The sequence below is a fragment of the Marinomonas sp. ABL3_031 genome (genome assembly GCF_056161265.1).
On the sequence record NZ_JBSWYU010000008.1, the window covers coordinates 66,534 to 91,347 of the forward strand.

At 44.3% G+C, this 24,814-nt stretch carries 22 protein-coding genes; 8 read left to right on the forward strand and 14 right to left on the reverse strand.

Annotation, left to right across the window (positions count from 1 at the left end):
* Window positions 1-2 precede the first annotated feature (2 nt).
* A complete protein-coding gene (gene codA / locus ACXAH2_RS10370) occupies window positions 3-1,262 on the forward strand; it encodes a cytosine deaminase (protein ID WP_475078342.1) in 1,260 nt (419 codons plus the stop codon).
* 126 nt (window positions 1,263-1,388) lie between these two features.
* Entirely contained in the window at window positions 1,389-3,425 is a 2,037-nt protein-coding gene (locus ACXAH2_RS10375) for a methyl-accepting chemotaxis protein (RefSeq protein ID WP_475078343.1), read from the forward strand.
* A 7-nt stretch (window positions 3,426-3,432) separates the two neighbouring features.
* On the opposite strand, the gene ACXAH2_RS10380 is transcribed toward ACXAH2_RS10375, so the two are convergent.
* The 10 genes from ACXAH2_RS10380 to ACXAH2_RS10425 all read right to left on the reverse strand — a co-directional run bounded on the left by ACXAH2_RS10380 (window position 3,433) and on the right by ACXAH2_RS10425 (window position 15,326).
* The gene (locus ACXAH2_RS10380) at window positions 3,433-4,398 is read right to left on the reverse strand and encodes a D-2-hydroxyacid dehydrogenase family protein (protein ID WP_475078344.1); all 966 of its coding nucleotides are present in this window, start codon (window positions 4,396-4,398) and stop codon (window positions 3,433-3,435) included.
* 185 nt (window positions 4,399-4,583) lie between these two features.
* On the reverse strand, window positions 4,584-5,759 hold the full coding sequence (gene fadA, locus ACXAH2_RS10385; RefSeq protein ID WP_475078345.1) for an acetyl-CoA C-acyltransferase FadA: 1,176 nt from the start codon (window positions 5,757-5,759) through the stop codon (window positions 4,584-4,586).
* Window positions 5,760-5,785: 26 nt separating this feature from the next.
* Window positions 5,786-7,936 carry a fatty acid oxidation complex subunit alpha FadB gene (gene fadB / locus ACXAH2_RS10390; RefSeq protein WP_475078346.1) on the reverse strand — a complete coding sequence of 717 codons (2,151 nt, stop codon included), beginning with the start codon at window positions 7,934-7,936 and terminating at the stop codon, window positions 5,786-5,788.
* 83 nt (window positions 7,937-8,019) lie between these two features.
* Complete coding sequence (locus ACXAH2_RS10395) at window positions 8,020-8,949, reverse strand: electron transfer flavoprotein subunit alpha/FixB family protein (protein ID WP_475078347.1); 930 nt, start codon at window positions 8,947-8,949, stop codon at window positions 8,020-8,022.
* Window positions 8,946-9,698: an electron transfer flavoprotein subunit beta/FixA family protein gene (locus tag ACXAH2_RS10400; protein WP_475078349.1), complete on the reverse strand. Its 753-nt coding sequence runs from the start codon at window positions 9,696-9,698 to the stop codon at window positions 8,946-8,948. The genes ACXAH2_RS10395 and ACXAH2_RS10400 overlap by 4 nt, the downstream gene beginning before the upstream one ends.
* 252 nt (window positions 9,699-9,950) lie before the next feature.
* Window positions 9,951-10,703, reverse strand: coding sequence for an enoyl-CoA hydratase-related protein (locus tag ACXAH2_RS10405; protein ID WP_475078350.1), 753 nt, complete (start codon window positions 10,701-10,703; stop codon window positions 9,951-9,953).
* Entirely contained in the window at window positions 10,703-11,263 is a 561-nt protein-coding gene (locus tag ACXAH2_RS10410) for a DUF2889 domain-containing protein (RefSeq protein ID WP_475078351.1), read from the reverse strand. Before ACXAH2_RS10410 ends, ACXAH2_RS10405 begins: the two co-directional genes overlap by 1 nt.
* An 84-nt stretch (window positions 11,264-11,347) precedes the next feature.
* Window positions 11,348-13,042 carry an AMP-binding protein gene (locus ACXAH2_RS10415; RefSeq protein WP_475078352.1) on the reverse strand — a complete coding sequence of 565 codons (1,695 nt, stop codon included), beginning with the start codon at window positions 13,040-13,042 and terminating at the stop codon, window positions 11,348-11,350.
* 100 nt (window positions 13,043-13,142) lie between these two features.
* Window positions 13,143-13,457, reverse strand: coding sequence for an SCP2 sterol-binding domain-containing protein (locus ACXAH2_RS10420; RefSeq protein ID WP_475078353.1), 315 nt, complete (start codon window positions 13,455-13,457; stop codon window positions 13,143-13,145).
* 63 nt (window positions 13,458-13,520) lie between these two features.
* Window positions 13,521-15,326: an acyl-CoA dehydrogenase C-terminal domain-containing protein gene (locus tag ACXAH2_RS10425; RefSeq protein WP_475078354.1), complete on the reverse strand. Its 1,806-nt coding sequence runs from the start codon at window positions 15,324-15,326 to the stop codon at window positions 13,521-13,523.
* Window positions 15,327-15,756: 430 nt separating this feature from the next.
* Between ACXAH2_RS10425 and ACXAH2_RS10430 the strand changes: the two genes are divergently transcribed.
* The 4 genes from ACXAH2_RS10430 (at window position 15,757) to ACXAH2_RS10445 (ending at window position 19,747) form a co-directional block, all read left to right on the forward strand.
* Complete coding sequence (locus ACXAH2_RS10430; RefSeq protein ID WP_475078355.1) at window positions 15,757-16,605, forward strand: TraB/GumN family protein; 849 nt, start codon at window positions 15,757-15,759, stop codon at window positions 16,603-16,605.
* Between the two features lie 82 nt (window positions 16,606-16,687).
* Complete coding sequence (locus ACXAH2_RS10435; protein ID WP_475078356.1) at window positions 16,688-18,028, forward strand: flavin-dependent oxidoreductase; 1,341 nt, start codon at window positions 16,688-16,690, stop codon at window positions 18,026-18,028.
* A gap of 19 nt (window positions 18,029-18,047) precedes the next feature.
* Window positions 18,048-18,338, forward strand: coding sequence for a Dabb family protein (locus ACXAH2_RS10440; RefSeq protein WP_475078357.1), 291 nt, complete (start codon window positions 18,048-18,050; stop codon window positions 18,336-18,338).
* Between the two features lie 116 nt (window positions 18,339-18,454).
* Window positions 18,455-19,747: an NCS2 family permease gene (locus ACXAH2_RS10445; protein WP_475078358.1), complete on the forward strand. Its 1,293-nt coding sequence runs from the start codon at window positions 18,455-18,457 to the stop codon at window positions 19,745-19,747.
* Window positions 19,748-19,851: 104 nt separating this feature from the next.
* Here the strand turns inward: ACXAH2_RS10445 and cpxA are convergent, their stop codons facing one another.
* Together cpxA and ACXAH2_RS10455 are read right to left on the reverse strand one after the other, a co-directional pair.
* A complete protein-coding gene (gene cpxA / locus ACXAH2_RS10450) occupies window positions 19,852-21,237 on the reverse strand; it encodes an envelope stress sensor histidine kinase CpxA (protein ID WP_475078359.1) in 1,386 nt (461 codons plus the stop codon).
* The gene (locus ACXAH2_RS10455; protein WP_475078361.1) at window positions 21,237-21,932 is read right to left on the reverse strand and encodes a response regulator; all 696 of its coding nucleotides are present in this window, start codon (window positions 21,930-21,932) and stop codon (window positions 21,237-21,239) included. The genes cpxA and ACXAH2_RS10455 overlap by 1 nt, the downstream gene beginning before the upstream one ends.
* A 178-nt stretch (window positions 21,933-22,110) precedes the next feature.
* Between ACXAH2_RS10455 and ACXAH2_RS10460 the strand changes: the two genes are divergently transcribed.
* Window positions 22,111-22,635: a CpxP family protein gene (locus ACXAH2_RS10460; RefSeq protein WP_475078362.1), complete on the forward strand. Its 525-nt coding sequence runs from the start codon at window positions 22,111-22,113 to the stop codon at window positions 22,633-22,635.
* Between the two features lie 66 nt (window positions 22,636-22,701).
* On the opposite strand, the gene ACXAH2_RS10465 is transcribed toward ACXAH2_RS10460, so the two are convergent.
* Window positions 22,702-22,980: a hypothetical protein gene (locus tag ACXAH2_RS10465; protein ID WP_475078363.1), complete on the reverse strand. Its 279-nt coding sequence runs from the start codon at window positions 22,978-22,980 to the stop codon at window positions 22,702-22,704.
* Window positions 22,981-23,165: 185 nt separating this feature from the next.
* On the opposite strand from ACXAH2_RS10465, the gene ACXAH2_RS10470 reads away from it, so the two are divergent.
* Complete coding sequence (locus tag ACXAH2_RS10470) at window positions 23,166-23,708, forward strand: hypothetical protein (RefSeq protein ID WP_475078364.1); 543 nt, start codon at window positions 23,166-23,168, stop codon at window positions 23,706-23,708.
* A gap of 80 nt (window positions 23,709-23,788) precedes the next feature.
* Here ACXAH2_RS10470 and ACXAH2_RS10475 read toward each other — a convergent pair whose 3' ends face one another.
* On the reverse strand, window positions 23,789-24,787 hold the full coding sequence (locus ACXAH2_RS10475) for a branched-chain amino acid aminotransferase (protein WP_475078366.1): 999 nt from the start codon (window positions 24,785-24,787) through the stop codon (window positions 23,789-23,791).
* Between the last annotated feature and the right edge of the window lie 27 nt (window positions 24,788-24,814).

Sequence of the window (24,814 nt, forward strand, 5' to 3'; positions counted from 1 at the left end):
TTATGCAAATTATAAACGCCCGTTTACGCCACCAAGCCGAACTTTTCACGCTGGATATTGAACACGGCAAGTTCACTAAAATCACTTCACAAACTCAGCTTATCCCTGCCACAGAAAAACAACTAGACGCGCAACAAAATCTACTTTGTGCGCCTTTTGTGGAACCTCATATACATTTAGATGCCGCACTCACCGCCGGAGAGCCCGAGTGGAACCAAAGCGGCACCCTATTCGAAGGCATCGAACGTTGGCGGCAACGTAAGCCCATGCTGGATGAAGCGGACATCCGTCGTCGAGTCTTATCGACCATAGAATTGCTGGTGCAAAACGGCGTACAGGCTATTCGTACCCACGCAGATACTACCGACCCAAGCTTAATCGGCATCAAGACACTGTGCGCCATTCGCGATGAACTGAAAGACAAAATCGATATTCAAGTGGTCGCTTTCCCACAAGATGGCATGCTGTCTTACCCAAACGGTTTGAGTTTGATGGAACAAGCTCTGGAAATAGGCGCCGATGTGGTCGGCGGCATCCCCCACTTCGAATACACCAGAGAACTCGGCGAGGAATCCGTCAAAACGTTAATTGGCTTAGCACGAAAATACGATCGCTTGGTGGATGTGCATTGTGATGAAATTGACGACCCTAACTCACGTTTTTTAGAATTCCTAGCCTACGAAGCCCTTAGATTTGATATGGGCCATAAGGTCACCGCCAGTCACACGACCGCCATGCATTCCTACGATAATGCCTATTGTTCAAAGCTGTTTCGTTTACTGAAAAATTCAAACATCAATTTCATTTCTTGCCCAACGGAAAGCATTCATCTGCAAGGCCGCTTTGATACTTTTCCGAAACGTCGTGGAGTGACTCGCGTAAAAGAGCTTTTGGAAGCCGGTATGAATGTCTGCTTAGGGCAAGATTCCATCTTTGATCCTTGGTATTCCTTGGGCAATGGCAAGCTATTGAGAACCTTAGATTTTGCCCTGCATATCTGCCAAATGATGGGCTATCAGGACTATCGACAAGCCTTGAATCTTATTACTGAAAACAGCGCTAAAACCTTATATTTGGATGATTACGGCATTGAGGTCGGCAAAACAGCAAACTGCATACTACTGGAGGGTGGAGACGATTACAGCGTCATTCGTCGTCAAGGAGAAGTATTATTATCGATACGACAGGGTGAAATCATTATGCAACGCCAAGCATCGAAAATAATAAAATTAATAGATTTAAAAGAGCAAAATGACAAGTAAAACTCCTAAGGCGTTATTATTGTTACTAAAGTTTACGAATTAGTTGAAAACGACTTTGGAATTATCTATTTCCCTTACCTAGACTATTTTTTGTACAACCCAAAAGACTAGGTAAAAGGAAAGACAATGCGTATTCACTCCATTCGATTAAAAGTTATGATGCCAATCATATCTCTTGCTCTCATTTTAGTGGCCCTATTTGTTTTCATGATGTTTATGAGCAATTTGCAAAAACGTTCAATGAGTGTACAAACAGAACACTATTTTGAAGCAATATCAGAAGTACTCAACGCAGATCGCGATATTTATCAAGCTCGGTTAGCACAAGAAAAATTATACGCAAACGATGGTGATAGAGAGCAAAATCTTCAAGATTATGAGGAAAACGCCCAACAAGTTTATGACCGTTTTCAATTATACCTAGAACACCTTGAAGGAGAACCCAGTCAATTAACAGAGCCATTCAATACATTTGAAGCACTTTATAACAGATGGCTGTCGGCAAGTAATCAGTTAGTCATTACCTCAAAAGCTCAAATAACTATTTCACAAGAGTTTCAAAACCTCGATGAGAAATTTACCGTCATTCGCAACATGCTCGACGAGGCCGGAGAAAAGTTAAGAGATCATACTCATGAAATGGAAGAGAAATATGGCTCTGATTTAGACTTACAGAATTATATTGAAGCCATCGCTGAAGTACTCAATGCAGATAGGGATCTGTACCAAGCCAGACTAGCCCAACAAGAAATCATCAACGGCATTGGCACCATTGAGGAGAATAAGCAATTATTCATAGAAAATACTCAGCAAGCATTACAACGTTTCCATACCTATCGTAGTCTTTTGGTCTCAGAGACATTTCTTACCGACCCATATAGAGAATTTGATACCTTATTTAATGAGTGGCTACAAGAAAGCGAAGCCTTTATCAATTCTCCCAATATTGAAAATAAAATCCAGCTTTCGGAAAGTTTTATCATTGCGGATAAAGCCTTTAGCGACATTCGAACCATGCTGGATGTCGCAGGTGAAACCGTAAGAAATTATTCTAGGACGGTTGAACAGCTTACCCAAGATAAAGTGAGATCCTATCAAGAAATAGCGATGGTTATTATTATCATCGCTTTTCTAATTGCCATGGCATTTGGCTACTTTATTCCTCTTAAACTGACCAAAGATGTGAGAAGTATGACCAAGCGCATCAAGGAAATTGCTGAAGGCGATGGCGATTTAACCCAGAAAATTAATTCAACCTCAAAAGACGAATTAGGCGATTTAGCAAAAGAGTTTGATGACTTTGTAGAGCAGCTTCGCCTCATCATCGCGAGTATTCACAAGCAATCAACGTCGTTAGGTAAAATGACTCATGAATTAAAAAATGCGTCTGTACACACCACTCAGATCACCGAAGCCTTAGGCACAGTTTCGGACTCCATTGTGAGTGCAGGCCATGAAATGAATATGGCAAATCAACAAATGGAAAGTGCTGCCTCAGAAACGGCTGCTGAAGCGACGACCTCAACAAACCTGACTCAGCAAGGAATTGAAGCCGTAAAAACGTCTCATGATGCTATTTCAGGCTTAATCGATGATATCGAAGAATCATTAACCAGAGCCAAAGAATTAGAAGAGAGTTCAGAAGCCATTGCCTCGGTATTAGAAGTGATACGTAATATTGCTGAACAGACTAATCTTTTAGCCTTGAATGCCGCCATAGAAGCAGCTAGAGCCGGTGAACAAGGTAGAGGTTTTGCGGTAGTTGCTGATGAAGTCCGTACGCTTGCTACACGAACGCAAGACAGTACAGATGAAATAGAAACCATGATTGATCGACTTAAAGCCAACGTGAAGAAATCATTAAATGCGACACAAAGCAGTCGAACCAATGTGAACCATACAGCCTCTAATTTTGATGAGGTGATTCGCACCTTCGACGCGTTAAAAGAATCTTTCGAAAAGGTACAAAATATGGCGGCTCAAACCGCTCAAGCCACGCAAGAACAATCTAGCGTCTCAAATAGCATTAATGAAAACTTGTCCTCTCTCAAAATACAAACGGATGGAGCTGAAGAAGTTTCTTCACTCATCAGTAACCAATCAGACCAAATTTCAAAACTTTATCAAGGGCTTAATAAACAAGTTGGCAGTTTTAAAGTGTAGTATTTGGCTATTTCTTAGCAACAAGTTGCTGTGGCTTTCCCTTAGCAAAAGCCACAGCATTTTCAAAAGCCGCCTTAAAATACAACTCATAACTATTGCGCTCAACATAGCCAAGATGAGGTGAACATAAGATATTAGGCAATCCTAACAATGGTTCATTTTGAGCATTTGCGGGCTCATTTTCATACACATCCACAGCAGCGCGTTTACTTGGCACACGACGTAATTCATCAAACAAAGCTCCCGACTCAACCAGCTCCGCACGACTGATGTTGACGAACAAAGAATCTTCTTTCATTAATGCCAAATCTTCCCTTGTTACGCAGCATTTGGTTACCGGATTAAGACGCAAATGCAGCGACACTATATCAGCCGATTGAAAGAATTGAGACTTAGACTCAGCGACCAAGAAGCCATCCGCCAAGGCCTTTTGACGTGAGGTTTCACTGCCCCAAACCATCACCTGCATAGCAAACACTTTAGCAAATTGAGCAATACGTTGACCTATCTTTCCATAGCCCCAGATACCTAAGGTTTGCCCATTAAGTGTTCGCCCCAAACCGAGCGCTTTGGACGATTGCCACTCTCCCTGTTGGAGCTGATCGACATAGGTTGGGATATGACGACTCGCAGCCATGATCAAAGCCCAACAAAGCTCAGACGGTGCCACTGGAGAACCAACGCCTTCCGCGACTTCCACGCCATACTGGTGACACAATGCAGGCTCTAGATGATTACTGACTTTACCTGTCTGACTAATGAGTTTGAGGTTAGGTAGGCGTTGCAGCAAGGATTCGGTGATAACAGTACGCTCACGGATCAGCACCAAGATATCCACATCGCTCAACTTCTCGACCAACTCGTCCTCGCTAAAAGTTTGGTTGAACACCGCCACCTGATAATCTTTTAACAAAGCGAAGCTGGCTAGATGTTTAACACTGTCTTGATAATCATCCAATACGGCAATCTTCACGCTCACTCCTAAATACAAAATCATTTTAACAAATCAATATCATGATACAGAATCGTCACCGAGTCACCCTATTAAGCGGCAGCGTAAAACAAAAAGACAGGCCAAAAAAAGCCCCACACAAGGTGGGGCAAAGACAGAAGTTAGAGATAAATTTTATCGAAGTAGCATTCGATAAGTTATCAGCATCACACTCGTTCAAAAACGGTTGCAATGCCCTGCCCCATGCCGATGCACATGGTAGCAAGCCCGAGTGTTGCGTCTTTATCACGCATCACGTTAAGCAGAGTGGTGGAAATACGCGTCCCCGAACAACCCAATGGGTGTCCAAGAGCGATGGCGCCACCGTTTAAATTCACTTTCTGATCCACTAGATCCAGTAGTTTCAAATCTTTTAATACTGGAATAGATTGCGCAGCGAAGGCTTCGTTTACTTCCACCATATCGATATCATCAATGGTCAAACCTGCGCGTTTTAATGCTTTCTTAGTCGCTGGTACTGGACCGTAACCCATGATCGCCGGATCACAACCCGCTACTGCCATGCTGCGTACTTTGGCAATTGGCGTTAAACCTAGATCCTGCGCTTTTTGCGCAGACATCATCAACATTGCCGATGCACCATCTGACAGAGCAGAGGAAGTACCCGCGGTTACCGTACCGACTTTTGGCATGAAAACAGGTTTCAAACCCGCCAAAGATTCCATAGAGGTTTCTGGACGAATCACTTCGTCCACTTCGACAAGTACCTTGTTGCCATCGGCATCATGACCTTCTAAGGCAACGATTTCATTAGCGAAACGACCTTGCAGCGTGGCTTCATGAGCAAGACGATGAGAACGCACGGCAAATTCATCTTGCGCTTCACGGCTGACACCGTGCATTTTGCCCAACATTTCCGCTGTCACACCCATCATCATGGACGCTTTCGCCATGTGTTTGGACAAAGCAGGGTTTACGTCCACACCGTGCATCATGCCAACGTGGCCCATGTGCTCTACACCACCGACAACAAATACATCACCCTGACCTGTCATGATGGCTTGAGCGGCCGTATGAATTGCAGACATGGAAGAACCACACAGACGGTTCACGGTTTGCGCTGCTGAAGTGATTGGCAACCCCGCCAACAAAGATACCGCACGCGCCATGTTGAAACCTTGCTCTAGGGTTTGGTTTACGCAGCCCCAGATCAAATCTTCAACCTCATTAGGATCCACATTTGGATTGCGTTTAAACAAGGCCTTTACTAGACCTGCTGATAAATTTTCTGCGCGCACGTTACGAAACACACCATTTTTGGATTTGCCCATAGGTGAGCGAACTGCGTCGATGATGACGACATCGTTTGGATTCAGTTTCATGGAGATTCTCCTCTTCCTTTGGGCAATTAAGCGCTGTAGTAAGTTTCGTTGTTTTTCGCCATTTCACGCATTGTCGCGGTTGGCTCGTACAACTTACCTAGGTGGCTGTATTTATCTGCAAGGTCACAGAATGCTTGCAGTCCCATCTGATCCAAGTAATGAAGAGCACCCCCCAAGTAGGGAGGAAAACCAATACCGTAAATCAACCCCATGTCCGCTTCCGCAGCAGAAGAAACAATCTTCTCTTCCAAGCAGCGCACGGTCTCGATACACAATGGAATCATCATACGAGCGATAATATCGTCTTCGCTCAGCTCCGTTTTAGAAGTCACCACGGGCGCAAGCAAAGCATTGATTTCTTCATTGAAAATTTTCTTCGGCTTACCCTTACGATCTGGCTCGTAAGTGTAGAAACCTTTACCGTTTTTCTGACCAAAACGCTCTAGCTCAAATAAACGGTCAACGGCATTTTTGCCTTCGTGTTTCATACGATCTGGGAAGCCATCCGCCATCACCTGATCGGCATGAAAAGCGGTATCCACACCCACGACATCAAGCAAGTAAGCAGGCCCCATTGGCCAACCGAAACGTTCCATAGTCTTATCAACCACTTGGAAATCCGCCCCTTCTTGCATCATCAAAGAGAAACCTGCGAAGTAAGGGAAAAGAACTCGGTTTACCAAGAAGCCTGGACAATCGTTTACCACCACTGGGGTTTTACCCATGGCTTGCGCGTAAGCCACTGTTTTAGCAATCGCGGCATCACTGGTTTTTTCACCGCGGATAACTTCCACCAGCGGCATGCGATGTACAGGGTTGAAGAAGTGCATACCACAGAAGTTTTCTGGTCGTTTTAGTGCTTTCGCTAATTCAGTAATGGAAATAGTCGACGTATTCGATGTCAAAATCGCGTCATCGGCGATCTTGCCTTCTACCTCTGCTAAGACAGATTGTTTAATCTTGACGTTTTCAACAACCGCTTCCACCACCAAATCAACCTGCTCAAACTCACCGTAGCTCAAGGCTGGGGTAATGCCATTCATGGCTTTAAGCGCTTTATCTGTAGTCAAGCGGCCACGTTCAACTTGGCCATTAAACAATTTGTTCGCTTCACTCAAACCAAGATCCAATGCTTCTTGGCGAATGTCTTTCATGATAATAGGCGTACCTTTAGAAGCAGACTGGTAAGCCACACCGCCACCCATGATACCTGCCCCTAATACCGCCGCCTGCTTCACTGGCGTCGCACCTTTCGATACTTTACCGGCGCTTTTCTTAATGGCTTGATCACTTAAGAACAAGTTCACCAAAGATTTCGCCACTGGCCCTTTGGCAAGCTTAATAAAACCTTTAATTTCCGTCTCAATGGCTTTTTCCATGGATTGACTGATGCCTTTTTCCATGGTTTTAATGGCTGCCATTGGTGCTGGATAATGTTTGCCAGCTTTGGCTCCAACCACACCGCGAACGGACTCAAAAATCATCATCTTTTCAATCGGAGAGAATACCATCGGAGCACGAAGTTCTTCACGACGCGCTTTGTAATCTAGCTTGCCATCCATTACCTGCTGAACAAGATGACGAGCAGAATCTTGAACCTTATCTACTGCAACAACCGCGTCAACCGCACCATCTTTCATGGCATCAGCACTGCGTTTTTGTGCACCACCACAGATCCATTCACAGGCATTATCGACACCAATCAGGCGAGGTAAACGCACAGTACCGCCCCATCCTGGGTAGATACCTAGCTGTGTTTCTGGAAGACCAATTTTCGCTGAGTCAGCCATCACGCGGTAATCACAAGACAACACCAATTCCATACCACCACCGAGTGCGATACCGTTTATAGCGGCAACGGTTGGACAAGGTAAGTTGGCAATATCGTTGAAAATATTGTGGGCATCGCGCAATTTGTCAGTCAACTCTTCATCTGACAACTTGAACCATGAGGTAAATTCCGTGATGTCGGCACCGACAACAAACACGTCTTTTGCACTAGCGAAAACAACGCCTTGTAGATCGTCAGTTTGCTTAAGAGTATCAACAGCTTTTGCCAATTCGCTTAACGTAAGACTGTTAAATTTATTAACCGACTCACCGGCCAAATCCAGAGTGACGGTTGCCACACCTGCATCATCGACTGCAACCTTGACTGCTTGTCCTTCGAAAATCATGCTGGTCTCCAATTATTTTTATTATGACCCAGCTCAATACGATTGAACTGGACCTAGATTAAATCGTTTTCCCTAGGGGATACTTATAGATTACTTTCCAATTCAGGCACGGCTTCAAACAAGTCAGCCACCAAACCGTAATCGGCAATTTGGAAGATAGGGGCTTCTTCATCTTTGTTGATCGCAACAATGACCTTAGAGCCCTTCATACCAGCCAAATGCTGAATGGCACCAGAAATACCTACCGCAATGTACAAATCAGGGGCAACGGTTTTACCCGTTTGACCAACTTGAAAATCATTCGGCACAAAACCTGCGTCGACCGCAGCACGTGAAGCACCGATAGCAGCACCCAGTTTGTCAGCCACACCTTCCAATAACTTGAAGTTGTCGCCACTCCCCATACCACGACCACCAGACACCACAACTTTCGCTGCGGTTAACTCTGGACGATCTGATTCAGCCAGTTCGTCTTTGATAAAACGGCTCTTATCAGCAGCAATAACCTGCGCCAATACTTCACGCTCTGCACTGCCACCTTCGCCTGCGGTTGCATCAAAACCTGTGGCACGAATCGTCATCACTTTTACTGAGTCAGCAGATTTCACCGTAGCGATGGCATTACCTGCATAAATAGGACGCACAAATGTGTCTGCAGACTCAACTTTAATGACATCGGATAGCTGAGCCACATCAAGCAAGGCAGCCACGCGAGGCAAGGTATTTTTGCCCGTCGTCGTCGCTGGCGCTAAGATGTGGGTGTAACCTTCCGCTACATCTACCACTAACTTAGAGATGTTTTCCGCCAACTGATGTTCGTATGCCTGATTGTCGGCAACCAAAACTTTAGCCACCCCAGTCACTGAAGACGCTTGTTCAACCACGGTTTGGCATTCAAAACCCGCCACCAATAGATGAATATCACCGCCAATTTGTGAAGCAGCAGTAACCGTATTTAGCGTGGCAGGTTTTAGAGATTTATTATCGTGTTCAGCAATGACTAAAATACTCATGACACCACCTTCGCTTCATTTTTAAGTTTGTCTACCAACTCAGTCACTGAGCCAACCTTAATACCACTGGCACGTTCTGGCGGCGGCGTAACCGATACCACGCTCACATTGGAACGAATCTCGACACCCAAATCAGCAGGCGCTTTTACATCCAGTGGCTTTCTTTTGGCTTTCATGATGTTCGGCAAAGAAGCAAAACGTGGCTCATTCAAACGCAGATCCGTTGTGACGACCGCAGGCAAAGTCACCGCAAGCGTTTGTAGACCGCCATCAATTTCACGAGTCACTTGTGCTTCGCCATTATCAATCACCACTTCAGAAGCAAATGTCGCCTGAGGATAATCCAACAATGCTGCCAGCATTTGACCCGTCTGATTATTATCAGAATCGATCGCCTGCTTACCCATTATGATCAAATCAACAGCTTCTTCTTGCGCCACTTTTGCTAACAATTTCGCTACTGAAAGAGAATCCACATCGTCTTCCGCTTCCACTTGAATGGCCCGATCAGCTCCCAAGGCAAGTGCCGTACGTAAGGTTTCTTGACAGGCTTTAGAACCGATAGAAACCGCAATCACTTCCGACGCTACGCCTTTTTCTTTCAAGCGAATAGCCTCTTCTACAGCGATTTCACAGAAGGGATTCATAGACATTTTGACATTCGTAAGATCGACCGCAGTCTGGTCAGCCTTAACACGAACTTTGACGTTATAATCAATAACGCGTTTAACAGAAACTAGGATTTTCATAAGTCCCTCGTATTTATTATTTTCTTGCAGCCTATATTAGTTTGAGCGCAATTTTCATCAATAACAAAAAAGCGCCAGTTAACTAACAAAAATAATCATGGATGATTGAGTTAGCCTATTTCATGCGCTTTCTTCTTTTGAGTTTAGCCGCAATTTATGAAAAAAATCACAGTGTATAGTGAAAAGAAAACTTATTTTTCATTAACAAAAAAAGCCCCATCTGTGATGAGACGTTGAATATCAAACTTTGCATTATTTATTTCGCGATAAAAAAGCAGCAAAGGCCTGATAGGCTTCTTGGGACTTTAATCTGTCTTTGAAGATGCGACCTTCACGCATCAGTGTCATCTGCACATCATCATGATCGCGATACTTTAATAAATCCTTACTCAAAGCCACCGCTTCCACTGGCAAAGCAGCAATTTTCTGGGCGTACATTTGTGCCACCTGAAATGCCTCACCTGGTTCGCATAAATGATTGAGCATTTTCAAATCATGGGCGTCTTTTGCTTCAATAAAGTCACCTAAAATAAGTATTTCAAAGGCTTTTTGATGACCAACCAATTGCGGCAAAAGATGACTCGATGCCGCTTCAGGCACAACACCAAGTTGTACGAACGGAAACTGCAATTTGGCACTGCGTGACGCCACCACCATGTCACAATGCAATAGCATAGTCGCACCAACCCCAACGGCACGGCCTTCCACACCCGCTAGCAGCGGTTTTTTATAACCACTGAGCATTTGCAAAAAAGCCATGATGGATTCCATTTTCTCAGGTGCTTGAGCAATTTGTATAAACTCTTTGATGTCATTACCTGAAGAGAAGTCATCTCCAGCGCCAAAGATCATGCTGGCTTTTACCGCAGGATTCTGTTCAGCAAAATGCAATAACTCAGTTAATGCCTGATACATTTCTAATGTAATCGCGTTTTTTTTATCCGTACGGTTGAGACAAATGTATTGCACCCCCGCTTCGATTCTTTCCGTTACCAATTCACTCATTAGGAAATCTCCCCAGCGGGTAATGTTAATACTTGCTCTTCCACCAGCTTTTTCACCATGGGACCATCCTCTGCCCAACCTTGGCAGGTGTTCACCAACTTACCAATCGCAATCGGTACTTGTTGAGGGTATTTTTCACTTAACGGCTGCCACATGGTCTGAAATGCCGTCGTTGCAGCCACTGGCAATAACTCCATCACATGAGTACAACCAGACTTCCCAGCAAAGGTTTCCTTTAACCAACGATTCCAACCAGGACCAATACGCGTGCCTTTCACGACATCAAACGACGGCACCGCACCACCACAACCAGGAAAAGGAAAGGCATGCATAGAGACTTCTATGTCTTTAACCAAAAAACTGTCGTCTAACGTTAAACGCACATACATATCATGAAAAGGTGTGTCTTTAGGAACCAGGCTGCCGTCGTACTCTCGATGTACATCATGAGCCTTGAGGTCTTGCATCGTGGCTTCGACTTCCCATAAGCCATCATCACGCAAAAAACCGTATGACTCAATACGACGACGATGCAGCAACTGACGTTTCACTTGCGTCATCATTCTCTCCTAGGAAAGGCGTATGGAAAGGGGGTACTGCGCGACAGCGAACTCAGCCGCTGTCGCGCAGAAATAAAAATACGCTTAGTCAGCCATTTCTTCGCGCAAAGCACGACGTAATACTTTACCGACATTGGTCTTAGGCAGTTCAGTGCGTACTTCGATGTACTTCGGCACCTTGTAAGCAGCCAAATGCTCCTTACAAAATACTCTCAATGTTTCTATATCAATGCTTTCATCCGTTTTCATCACGACAAAAGCTTTTACCGCTTCACCTGTTTTATCATCTGGCACGCCAATGGCAGCCGACTCAAGAATCGAAGGATGAGAGGAAATACAGTCTTCCACTTCTGTTGGGTATACGTTGAAACCAGACACTATGATCATATCTTTGGCACGATCAACGATTTGTAGGTAGCCATCTTCATGCTGCATGGCGATGTCACCTGTGATCAAGAAACCATCTTCGGTCATTACTTCACGAGTCGCTTCTTCACGGTTCCAGTAGCCTTTCATGACCTGTGGGCCACGCACGCACAACATGCCTGATTCACCCTGTGGCAAGGCCTCACCCTTATCACCTTGGATCTTGATGTCCGTTTCACCCACTGGCAAACCTATGGTTCCGATACGTTCTTTACCAATCGGATTGAATGACACAACAGGTGAGGTTTCCGTTAAGCCGTAACCTTCGACCACTTGGCATCCGGTAATGCGTTTCCATTCGTCGGCTGCGGCGTGAGTGAGTGGCATACCGCCAGAACAGGTCAATTTCAAAGCGGTGAAATCCAAAGCGCGGAAATCTTCACGATTACAAAGTCCGACAAACAAGGTATTAAGACCAACAAAACCCGTAAATTTCCACTTCTTCAATTCGCTAACGAAACCAGGTAAATCACGAGGGTTTGGAATCAAGATGCTATGGGCACCTCGCTCAAGCAAGGTCAGACCATGAATCAAAAATGCATAAATATGATACAGAGGCAAAGGCGCAATATAGGTTTCGGTTCGCTCATCAATTATAGTCTGTAAGCGCGAGCTTAATTGATACATATTGGCTAACAAGTTAGCGTTGGTTAGCATAGCGCCTTTGGCAACACCTGTGGTACCACCCGTGTATTGCAACACGGCAATTTCCTCAGGCTTAATTGATGCTTTAGCCACACTCTTGCCACGCCCTTTAGCTAAAGCTTGGTTAAGCGTAAGAGCACCCTGTATATGATATGGCGGCACCATTTTCTTCACGTATTTTACTACCGAGTTCACCAACAAACGTTTTACTGGCGGATGCAAGTCTGCAATTTCGGTAATAATGACATGCTGAATGCTGGTTTTAGGCAGAATTTTTTCCACGTTGCTCGCCATATTAGCGAACACTACGACGGCTTTCACATTAGCATCGTTAAATTGGTGCTCCAGTTCATTTGGGGTATAAAGTGGATTGGTATTAACCACCACCATACCCGCTTTCATAGCACCAAAAAGCACAATCGGATATTGGATAATATTAGGTAACTGGATAGCAATTCGATCACCAGGTAACAAGCTGGTTTCATTTTGCAAATAGGCCGCAAACTCGTTAGATTTTTCATCCAATTCACGGTAAGTAATAGTGCGCCCTACACTTGTGTAGGCAGGCAAGTCGGCGTATTTATCAACCGCTTTTGCAAGTACATCGGTTAGACATTGATAACCATTAGGGTTTAGCGAGTCTGGTAAATAACTACCTGGCACTTTCTCATTATCTAGGTTGTTATGAGGAGAAGTATCCGTTGTCATAAAAAGCTCCAGTTGTTTTTTTTATGTTGGAGAGAATCAAATACAAAAGCTCAACCACAAGTTTAGCAGTTGAGCTTAGAAGTTTTCTGCAATTTTCTTGTTACTGGGGGAAAATTTGCGTTAACTTGGTTGCTAGCATGATGTCTCCATCTGCACGGATTTTACCTTGCATGAAGGCTTGCATGCCATCTAATTCACCACTCATTACATCTTTCAATGTAGCAAGGTCCATGCTCAGAGTAACAGTAGGATCATCGTGCTCCCCTTCACCCATTTCGCATTTACCTTCATCAATGCTTAGGTAATAACTGTCAGCATCGTCTAAGTCAAATTGAAAGACCGCTTCCATGTCGTCGGCTTCATCGGCATCGAAACGATTTAACATGGAATCAAAAACAGCTTTAGCATCGCTCATAACACACCTCATTTAATTATTCTGTCTTTTGCTGCCCTGCTATCAGGGCAGCTATTTTTACTATTAAGCATTTAGGAATAGGAAGTTATCTTCGTCCATATCCAGTAAATTATCGGCACCAGACAACATCGCCTCTACGTGCGCTTTAGTACGTGGCAGAATACGATCGTAGTAGAAAGTCGCTGTTTGTAATTTCGCTGTGTAGAAACCCACTTCATCCGTACCTTGGTCTAGCTTGTTCTTCGCTGTGATGGCCATACGAGCCCAGAAGTAAGCCAATACCACATAGCCAGAGAACATAAGATAATCAACCGACGCTGCGCCCACTTCTTCTTTATTACGCATGGCTTTCATACCAATTTTCATGGTCACATCGCCCCATTCGCTGTTCAGTTTGTCTAGCGCGGAGAGGTAGGATTTGAAGCGTTTGTCACCCTTGTGTTCTTTACAGAACTTATGAACAATCTTAGTGAAACGACGCAGTGTAGCGCCTTGCGTCATCAGTACTTTACGACCCAATAGATCCAGTGCCTGAATGCCAGTTGTGCCTTCGTACAGCATGGAAATACGACAATCACGTACGTTTTGCTCCATCCCCCATTCAGCAATGAAACCGTGACCACCAAAAACTTGTAGTCCGTGGTTAGCCGCTTCAAAACCTGTTTCCGTCAAAAATGCTTTGGCAATTGGCGTCAATAAAGACATCAAGTCTTCTGCTTCTTCTTTCTCTTCTTTGCTGCCATGTTTGGTGCTATCCACCAACATAGAGCAGTAATGAATCAACGCACGACCACCTTCTGCAAAGGCCTTTTGTGTCAATAACATGCGGCGAACATCAGGGTGAACGATAATAGGATCAGCCGCTTTTTCAGGCGCCTTAGCACCAGACAAAGCACGCATTTGCAAACGATCTTTAGCGTAAGCCACTGAGTTTTGTAGAGCCCACTCAGAATGCGCCAAACCTTGCATTGCCGTACCTAAACGAGCCGCGTTCATGAAGGTAAACATGCAGTTCAAACCGCGATTTGGTGGTCCGATCAAAAAGCCTTTGGCACCGTCAAAGTTCATCACACAAGTCGCGTTACCATGGATGCCCATCTTATGTTCGATGGAACCACAAGCCAATTGATTACGATCGGCTTTTTCACCCGCGTCATCTACGTTGAATTTAGGAACGATAAACAGTGAGATGCCTTTGGTACCGGCTGGAGCATCTGGTAAACGTGCCAATACGATGTGCACGATATTTTCTGCCATGTCATGCTCACCCGCAGAGATGAAGATTTTCGTACCAGTAATAGTATAGCTACCATCTTCTTGTGGCTCAGCCTTGGTTTTCAACATACCCAAGTCGGTACCACAATGCGGTTCAGTTAAGCACATGGTGCCTGTCCACTCGCCCGATACAAGCTTGGTCAAATACGTCTGTTTCTGCTCTTCTGTACCGTGTTGCTCAATGGTATTCATCGCTCCATGACTAAGCCCTGGGTACATACCCCAAGACCAGTTAGAAGTGGCGATCATTTCGGTAACCAACATACCAAGAGAATCTGGCAAGCCTTGACCACCCATTTCTTCAGGATGTGACAACGATGGCCAACCACCTTCAACATATTGTTGGTAAGCTTCTTTAAAGCCTTCAGGCGTGGTAACGACACCGTCATTGAATTGGCAACCTTGCTGGTCACCGATACGGTTTAGAGGAGAAAGAACACGCTCAGCAAACTTGGCACCTTCTTCTAGAATTGCAGACACCATATCTGGCGTTGCTTCTTCGGCACTAGGTAACTTTGCGTAATGACCGTAAATATCCAGAACTTCCTCTGTGACAAATTTAATATCGCGCAATGGCGCTTTATATTCAGGCATGGCCTATAACCTCTTATTGTTTTTGTTGGAACAGTTCCAAAATGAACTCTTTCGATACTAGAAAGATTCGTCTATAAAGCCCATTCTCTCAATAACAAAAGATGCCAAAGTTAGTGACAAAATACACCAAAGCCAAAAAATCGTCATTTTCTTGGCTATTTCATCCTGTTGCATCGATATCAAATCGGCACACAAAATAAAAAATAAAAATAATAAATTCAAAGACTTAAATAAATTATCTATATTTCTTATTGCATTTTAGACATAAGACTTCCATCACATCTCATAAAGTTGCCGACTAACAAAGATCATCAAGCCAGTTAAAAAATGTCATCAAAAAACACTTCATTTACTTGTTGTTATTTCTCTCTTATTGGTAATCTGCTGGTCATCAATAATGAATATAGACCATCACATAATGAAGATTCTAATGAATAGTTTGCTGCTCGTTTCCCTGTGTCTTGCATTACCAAGCCATGCAGCCTCTGTATGGAAGGTATCAAACGGAAACAGCCATCTCTTTTTAGCGGGCACCATACATGTATTGAGCGCTGAAGATTACCCTTTACCCTCAGCGTATGATAAGGCTTATCAAGACGCGGATACTCTGGTGTTTGAAACGGATATTCATGCTTTAAACCAAGCCAATTTCCAGAGTCAACGGCAATCGGTCATGATGCTACAAAATGGCGACAAGCTTCATCAGTATCTGAATAAAGCCTCTTTTACACGACTTAATGACTATTTAACTCAACATGGTATTCCATACCATCAAGTCGAAAACTTCACACCGGTGGCCTTATCAATCTTTTTAACATTACATGCGCTCAGTGAGCTTGAAATGACAGAGGAAGGCGTCGATTTTTACTACGCTAATAAGGCTCAGCAAGACGGTAAAACACAAGGCTGGCTGGAAACGCTAGAAGAACAAATCGCCCTACTAAGCCGCCTTAATCAGATAGAAGCCAATATTATGGTCCGCTACACACTAGAGGACGTCAGCACCCTGCCCAGCGCCATGGATAACATCAAACAAAGCTGGCGCTCAGGAAAACTAGAAGCATTAAACAAAACCGAGATAATAGATTTTAAAAGCGATTATCCAGCCATTTACGACGCCCTACTTACTCAGCGCAATAAACAATGGGTTCCGCAGATAACGCAAATGTTCGACACACCTGAAATAGAGCTTGTTTTGGTTGGCGCCTTACATTTAGCCGGCCCTGATAGCGTGTTAAAAGCACTAGCTGCGCAGGGCTATCGAATAGAACAATGGTGACAATAGGCAAATACGCGATTGTATAGGAAGACAGTGTTAGCGATAATAACCGTTTAATGAAAAACTGTGGACCCTCTCAACTATGGCTCTTAGTAACATGGCATCTAGCAACACTACTTCGAATAATAAAAAACCCATTCTAATCGCTGGCGGCGGCATTGGCGGACTCGCTCTAGCCTTAACCCTTCATCAAATCGGCCAGCCATGCCTAGTATTGGAATCTGTTGCGGAATTAAAGCCCCTTGGCGTAGGTATCAACATCCAACCAAACGCCGTTCGTGAACTCTATGACCTAGGCTTAAATGAAGACCTGCTTAACACCATAGGTATTCAAACCAAAGAGTGGACCTTAGTTGGTCTTAACGGCAAAGAAGTTTACAGTGAACCTCGTGGTTTAGAGGCAGGCTACCATTGGCCCCAGTATTCCGTTCATCGTGGTGAATTACAAATGCTACTGTATCGCACCGCTGTTGAGCGCCTTGGCAAAGAGGCCATTAAAACCGGCCATAAAGTCACGCAATATCGAAATACAGCTGAGGGCGTGCTTGCAACCGTCACCTTAGCCACAGGCGAACAAATAGAGCTAGAAGGTTCATTATTGATCGCGGCTGACGGCTTACACTCTGCAGTACGCGCTCAAATGTACCCACAGCAACCACCTATTCACTGGGGTGGCGCTGTGATGTGGCGAGGTACGTCCCAAGCCAAGCCCATTCGCACGGGCGCTTCATTCGTCGGCTTAGGAACACATCATCATAGAATTGTCTTCTATCCAATTACGCCTGCCGATCCCCAAACTGGCCTAGCCACCATTAATTGGATTGCCGAGGTCACCATGGACAATTCAGCCGGCTGGACCAGTGGTGATTGGAATAAAAAAGTCGAGCTGGAAGATTTTATTCATCATTTTGACGATTGGAATTATGATTGGGTCGACATACAAGGCTTGCTGAGAGGTGCGCAAGAAGTCTTTGAATACCCAATGATAGACAGAGATCCGGTACCAAGCTGGGTAGAAGGTAATGTGGCATTAATGGGCGATGCGGCACACATTATGTATCCGACAGGTTCCAATGGTGCCAGTCAAGCGATTGTCGATGCTCGCGTATTGGGTGCAGCCATACTCAAATTTGGTGCGACCGCGACCGCACTCAATGAATTCAATAATAGCTTGTGTGAGGATATTTCTGCCGTTGTCTTGCGCAATCGAGGCGCTGGTCCATTTGTTATCTTAAACGAGCTGGATAAACGCTGTGGCGGTATGTTTGAAGACATTGAAGCCGTTTTCCCTGCGCAAGAGCGTCAGGATATGATGGCTAAGTACAAGGCCGCAGCAGGTTACGCAATGGAGGCGCTCAATAACGCTCCCCCAACGGTAGACGTCACCACGCCAACACAAAGTCCGAAACAAAAAGCCTCTTAAACGGATTATAAGGAATACCATGCTACAGCATTATGTCTTTATCAAATACCAAGACAATGTCTCAGGTGACCACATTGATTCCTTTATTGAAAAAATGCAGGCCTTAAAACACAGCATTGCACAAATAAAAGCATTGCATATTGGTCGAGATGAGTTAAAAGAAAATCGCAGCTGGGATCTCATCTTAGATATGCAATTTGATTCCCTTGAGGAGTTAAGACGCTATCAAACCCACCCTGAGCACCAAGCTGCGATGGCCTTTAACAGCCCTTATGTAGCGGATGTAGGCGCCATCGACTTCCATAAATAACCCTGCCACTTTGTGCCGTTAATTTTTTGCAATATTATCTGCACAAAGTGCGCTTATTTTTTTATACTTACGCCGTTTTTTAACCCTGAAAACTAAACCACAATTAAGGCAATTCAATGCTTGAACCTTTATTTCAACTAAAAGCACATAATACTAATGTGCGTAACGAAGTGGTTGGCGGTATTACCACCTTCCTAACCATGGCTTACATCATTTTCGTAAACCCTTCTATTTTGTCTCAAGCAGGCATGGATTCAGGGGCAGTATTTGTTGCAACCTGTCTAGCGGCTGCAATCGGCTGTTTGATCATGGGATTGTACGCCAATTATCCCATTGCAATGGCACCAGGTATGGGCCTCAATGCTTTCTTTACTTTTGGTGTCGTAAATGGCATGGGCTATTCTTGGGAACAAGCATTAGGTGCCGTATTTTTATCCGGTATCTTGTTCATTCTAATCAGTATCTTGCGCATCCGCGAATGGGTCATTAATGCAATACCCACGTCTTTGAAACTAGGTATTGCGGCAGGTATCGGTTTATTCTTAGCTATGATTGCCTTGCAAAATGCTGGCATCATAGTCAAAAACCCAGCCACTATGGTGGCGCTAGGCGACTTGTCTTCTCCTTCTGCCATATACGGTCTAATGGGCTTTTTCATCATTTGCGCTCTAGCCTACCTTAACGTCACAGGTGCAGTAATGATTGGTATTTTAATCATTACCCTTTTGTCTATGCTGCTAGGCCAAAGTCAATTTGCTGGCTTGGTATCTATGCCACCGTCTGTTGCGCCAACTTTCTTAGCCATGGACATTGAAGGCGCTTTCCAAATCTCCATGATCAGTGTGGTATTCGCTTTCTTCTTTGTCGACCTCTTTGACACATCTGGCACCTTAATCGGAGTGGGCCAACGTGGTGGCTTATTGGATAAGAATGGCAACCTACCTCGCTTGAAAAAAGCACTATTAGCGGATTCAACAGCAACCGTTGCTGGCGCAGCTCTTGGCACCTCTTCTACGACCAGTTACATTGAAAGTGCATCAGGTGTGGCAGCAGGTGGTCGAACTGGCCTTACCGCTGTCGTGGTTGCTGTGCTCTTCTTGTTGAGTTTGTTTTTTGCGCCTTTAGCAGGTTCTATCCCAGCGTATGCGACAGCAGGTGCACTTATGTACGTTGCTGTTTTAATGACCAGCAGCTTGGCACGGGTGGAATGGGATGACATCTCTGAAGCGGCACCTGTTCTAATTGCCGCATTTAGCATGCCATTGACCTACTCCATTGCTGATGGCATCGCCTTATCTTTTATCAGTTACGCGGTAATCAAATTACTGTCCGGCCAAGGTAAGCAAGTAAGTTTTGCCGTTTACGCTTTGGCAGCCTTATTCACCGCAAAATTCTTTATCTTTGTATAAGGTAAATGACGACCAATAAAAAATGGGAAGCCAATTGGCTTCCCATTTTTTATCTATCTACTCTCTTTTTCACCTATCTGCTCTCTTAATGATCACTTTCCCTATTAAGACAAAGGCAGAGTCACCTCAACAAATAAGCCTCCCAGTAAGCTTTTCTTTGCCTGTATGCTGCCATTGTGCTGACGAATCGCATTTTCTGAAATGGCTAAGCCCAATCCTGTTCCACCAGAATGACGGTCTCGAGCCGCGGATACTCGATAAAAAGGTCTAAAAATAGATTCCAATTCATTCTCTGGTACACCATCACCATCGTCTTCAACCCCTACTAAAAGGCGACTCGACTGTAATGTCAAAGACACTTTCACTCTATTTTTACTGTAATAAATGGCATTGCGAATAATGTTTTCTAATGCACTTGTTAATAATTGTGGATGACACAGAATATCGCAGTTCGGAATGTCCGGTAATTCCACCACTTTATGAATTTGTTCTGCTTCAAACTGACTGTCTGCAAAAATTTCCTTGAATACACTAGATAAGGGCTGACGTTCACGAATCAGATGACTGTCAACTTGTAAACTGGACAATTCCAATAATTTACCAATCATTTGTTCCAGTCGCTGCGCTTCAAGATCAATTCGCTCAAGTTCGAGGCTGTCCCCTTGTTTACGAGACGCCAAAGCTTGTGCCATGCGCAAACGCGTGAGTGGAGATCTAAGTTCATGTGAAATATCCGATAACAACCTTTGTTGGCGACTGATCATCATATTGACAGCCCCCACCATTTGATTGAAGCTAGCGCCCGCCTGTCGAAACTCTTGCGGCCCCTTCTCCAATGTCGGATCCGTTTCAAACACCCCTTTTGATACACGTTTAGCCGCCTTCTCTAATCGCCTAGCTGGCTGACTTAATGCCCATGCAAGCCATAATAAAAACGGCGTACTGACCAACATCACAAGCAATAGCAAACGCAATGGATGATCAAATAATTGCAATAAAAAATTTGGTGGTTGATCCCAACGATTGGCAACGATCAAATAAAAATCTTGATGAGCAAGGTAGATGGGGATAGGCCCAGAAAACATCATCTTGCCATACAAACGCTGACTCGGTATTGCTGGGTTTTCTATGCTGGAAACAAAATTACGTAAAGAACGGTCAATAAAGTCAGGACGTTCTAGCAAGGTCAACACATTGCCATCTAGATCCGTTAAAAATAAACTCAAACGATGATCGTCTTTATCTTTATGTCGCTGTGAACGACCTTCCAATAGGGCAATAACAGGTTCAATGCTTTGCGCCTCGGCAAAGCGATCTTCCAGTCGATCACGAATCTTGAGCATCACTCCATAATGATGAGGTGAAATCGCGCGACTTTTACGAGGATCAAGATGCGGTAGGGTAAGCACAGCCATCACGATAAGGAACATAGTAAACCAGAAAATAGCGAATATTCGACCATACAAGCTGGTGATATTGGGCAATCGCATCAGCTCCCCTCTACCAATAAATACCCCCGGCCACGTAAGGTTTTGATTCGCACTTTACCATCTTCCCAATTTGGCAATTTTTTTCGTAAATTGGAGACATGCATGTCCACGGCTCGATCAAATGCTGAGAGACGTTTACCCAACACTTCAAGGCTCAAATTTTCTTTAGTCAATACCTGCCCTGGGCGTTGTAAAAAATAATATAGCAAGGCAAATTCCGTACTGGTTAAATCCAATAATGTCTCTTGGCAATAGGCTTCTAATCTTCCCGGATACAATTTTAGATCGTAATACTCAAAGCCGTCCGACAGCTTTTCTTTTTCGCTTACCACTGGCGCTTGGGTTCGACGCAAAATCGCGCGAATACGCGCCAATAATTCTCTTTCACTAAAAGGCTTAGGTAGATAATCGTCTGCGCCTAACTCTAATCCCACCACGCGATCAATTTCATCGCCTTTTGCGGTCAACATCAACACTGGGGCAGACCATTTTTCTCTCAGTCGTTTTAATGTATCGAACCCATTCAATTTAGGCATCATCACATCCAACAGAACCAAATCCACAGTATCATTCATTGCATGCAAACCAGCCTCACCATCGTAGGCAGTCGAAACTTGAAAGTTTTCAAACGACAAAACTTCCTTCAGCAAATCACTCAACTCATTATCGTCATCAATGATTAAAATATGTGTCATCTTCTTCTCAAACCTTACTGAACATTCGATCTATTTTACGTTGAAATAGTGCTTGATTTTTACATTTTACTATACTTTACCTGCTCAGACCGCGATTTACCTAGCAAATCCTAATCTAGTTCTCATGCATTCGAACGCTGCCAAAAAAGCAACCTGTCACTGTATTGAGGATCAGACAATGAAATTTCCCAAGCAACTTATCATCGCTTCCCTTGTATTACCATTAACACTTGGTACAACCAGTAGTTTTGCTCACGGACATAAAGATGAGAAAGGACCACGAGGCCCACAACATGAATGTCGTATGGGTGACTTTGATCGTGGCATGATGAAAGAACTGGCACTAACTGATAGCCAAAAAGAGCAACTAAAAGCACTGCGCGAAGCCAATCGTGAAGCGATGAAAGCTGAGTTTGAAAAAGCACCTAAACCAGACATGGCGGCTCGTGAGGCACATATGAACCAGCTAAAAGAACTCATGATAGCAGACAGTTTTAACTCAGCTAAAGCCACAGAATTAGCGAAAGAAATGAGCGAAAAACGCATCGAACGTCAAGTAAATATGATGAACCAACAACACAAGATGTTGAGTGTTTTAACACCTGAACAAAAAGCTAAGTTCTTCGAATTACAACAGGAACACGCCGATGACTGCGCAGACAAACCACGCAAAGGCAAACCACGTAAAGACAAGCGCCACTAAGACCTTCCTTAAAGACACGAAAGGCAGCCTAAGCTGCCTTTCTTCAATTATGGCAATATTGCTCTTCTAATGACGCTTCCAAATACGCGCTACGGCCCTATCGCTACCTAATAAACCTACTATTTCACACACCAGACCGGTTGCACCAAACAAGATGACAGGAATCACTCCCGCTAGCTGACCCGTTAACAAAGCAAAATAGATAGAAGCGGCGGCAATCACTAAGCATAAAACACCAAGTACCACTAACACTTTCCGGTGGGATGGCTTGTAGTTAAATTCCCCTTGCCCACTCTCAAAGGGCTTTAGAATAGGCGAAAATATATTTTTCAGTACGGCTTTCATGGTTTTTTCCAAGTCAGTGTTGTCGGGCTTTAAGCGCTCTTAATGTTGCATTTATAACGAAAAACCTTCATGTCATCAAAATAAAATGTAAATTGTTTAAACTTTGTTCATCCAGAGTCGACACAGTAAATAGACACTCAAACAGTTTCCGAAGAGAAACGAACTTAAATGAAATGGAGAAGAAAATGAACAAATTTTTACTGGCCGGATTTACGACTGTTGCATTCACCTTATCTAACGCGACACAAGCAGAATCAATTTTTACCTATCTCGATTATGCTAAAGGAACCGTAGACGTCGACTCTTCTGATGATGAATACTCCTCTCTTTCCGGCGCTTTTGATCTTTCTGGCAGCTCTTATGTCGCCTTCGAATCTACCGAATATGGCAGTATCGACGTTATGGCTGTGGGCGGGGGTTTATACTCTAGTGTTGGAAGACAATCTAATATTTTTGGCCAGCTGCAATTTGTTGACGTTGATTTTGGCCGCTCTGACGACACAGGTTATCGCCTGAGCGCAGGCTTACGAACCACGATTTCCGACCGACTCGAATTAGAAGGCAAACTCAAATACGACGACGTATTTTCTGAAACGGATTCCAGCTTTGCAGTGACAGCACGCTACTATGTCACTAGAAACTTTTCTGTGGCTGCTAACTACGACAGTGCTGAAATAGCAAGTCGCAACTATGATGCTATGTTCGCTTCATTACGTTTAAACTTCTAACGCCATATCAAACAACAAAAAAGCGCTTGCCGGTGTCCATATAAATCACCAGCAAGCGCTTTTTTGTACATCAAACCCGATTAAACGACTTTCGTTAACCAGTTGTGTTTGTCTTCTGCTTTACCCCATTGAATGTCATTCAATGCTTGGCGTAATTTCTGCGCAACAGGGCCAGGCTCACCGCTACCCACTTTGAAGTCTTTACCGTTGTGAATAAAAGTACCCACGGAAGTCAGTACCGCAGCGGTACCTGACAATACTGCTTCCACTTCTGGCTTAGCGGCACGTTCAAGTAGTTCCTCCACTCTAATATCACGCTCGGAAACCGTCATGCCTAAGTCTTTAGCAATGGTCAAAATAGAAGAGCGAGTCACGCCGTGCAGGAAGCTAGTATCCAATCCTTTGGTGATGATTTCATTACCGTCAATCAATAAGAAGTTAGCCGCACCAGTTTCTTGTACGTCACCATTTGGACAAAACAGGATTTGATCCGCCTGTACTTCTTTTTGTGCTTTTGAAATTGGACCTAAAGCGCTGGCATAGTTACCACCGCTTTTTATCACTCCCATATGAGGTGCGCAACGCATGCCGTTTTCATCCAACAATATGCGTAACGCTTTAGCCCCACCTGTGAAGTAATCCCCTACTGGAGACAACAACACATACAACATAGAAGAAGTGGTCGGCGCAGCTGCTTTACCAATCGCCGCTTCCGTCCCAATATGAGTAGGACGAATATACATAGAACCAGGAGGCGCTGGAACCTCAGCAGCAAATTCTGCTATTACGTCTAAAATCATTTGTGAAACTTGTGCTTCATCTAATTCAGGCAAGGAGAGCAAACGGCTACTTTGAGCGAGGCGTTTGACGTTTTGGTCCATTCGAAATACATGCACACTGCCGTCTTCATGGCGAAACGCCTTCAAACCTTCAAAGCAGGTACTGGAATAATGCAAGACATGCGCGCCTGGATGCATTTGAATGCTGTCCGCCGCAACAATGTCTGCTTTACTCCACTGATTATTCTCGAATGTCGCCAATGCCATTTTAGGCATAAAAACGCTACCAAAAGCCGCCATTAGTGTTTCCTAAATTGAGTTTAATAA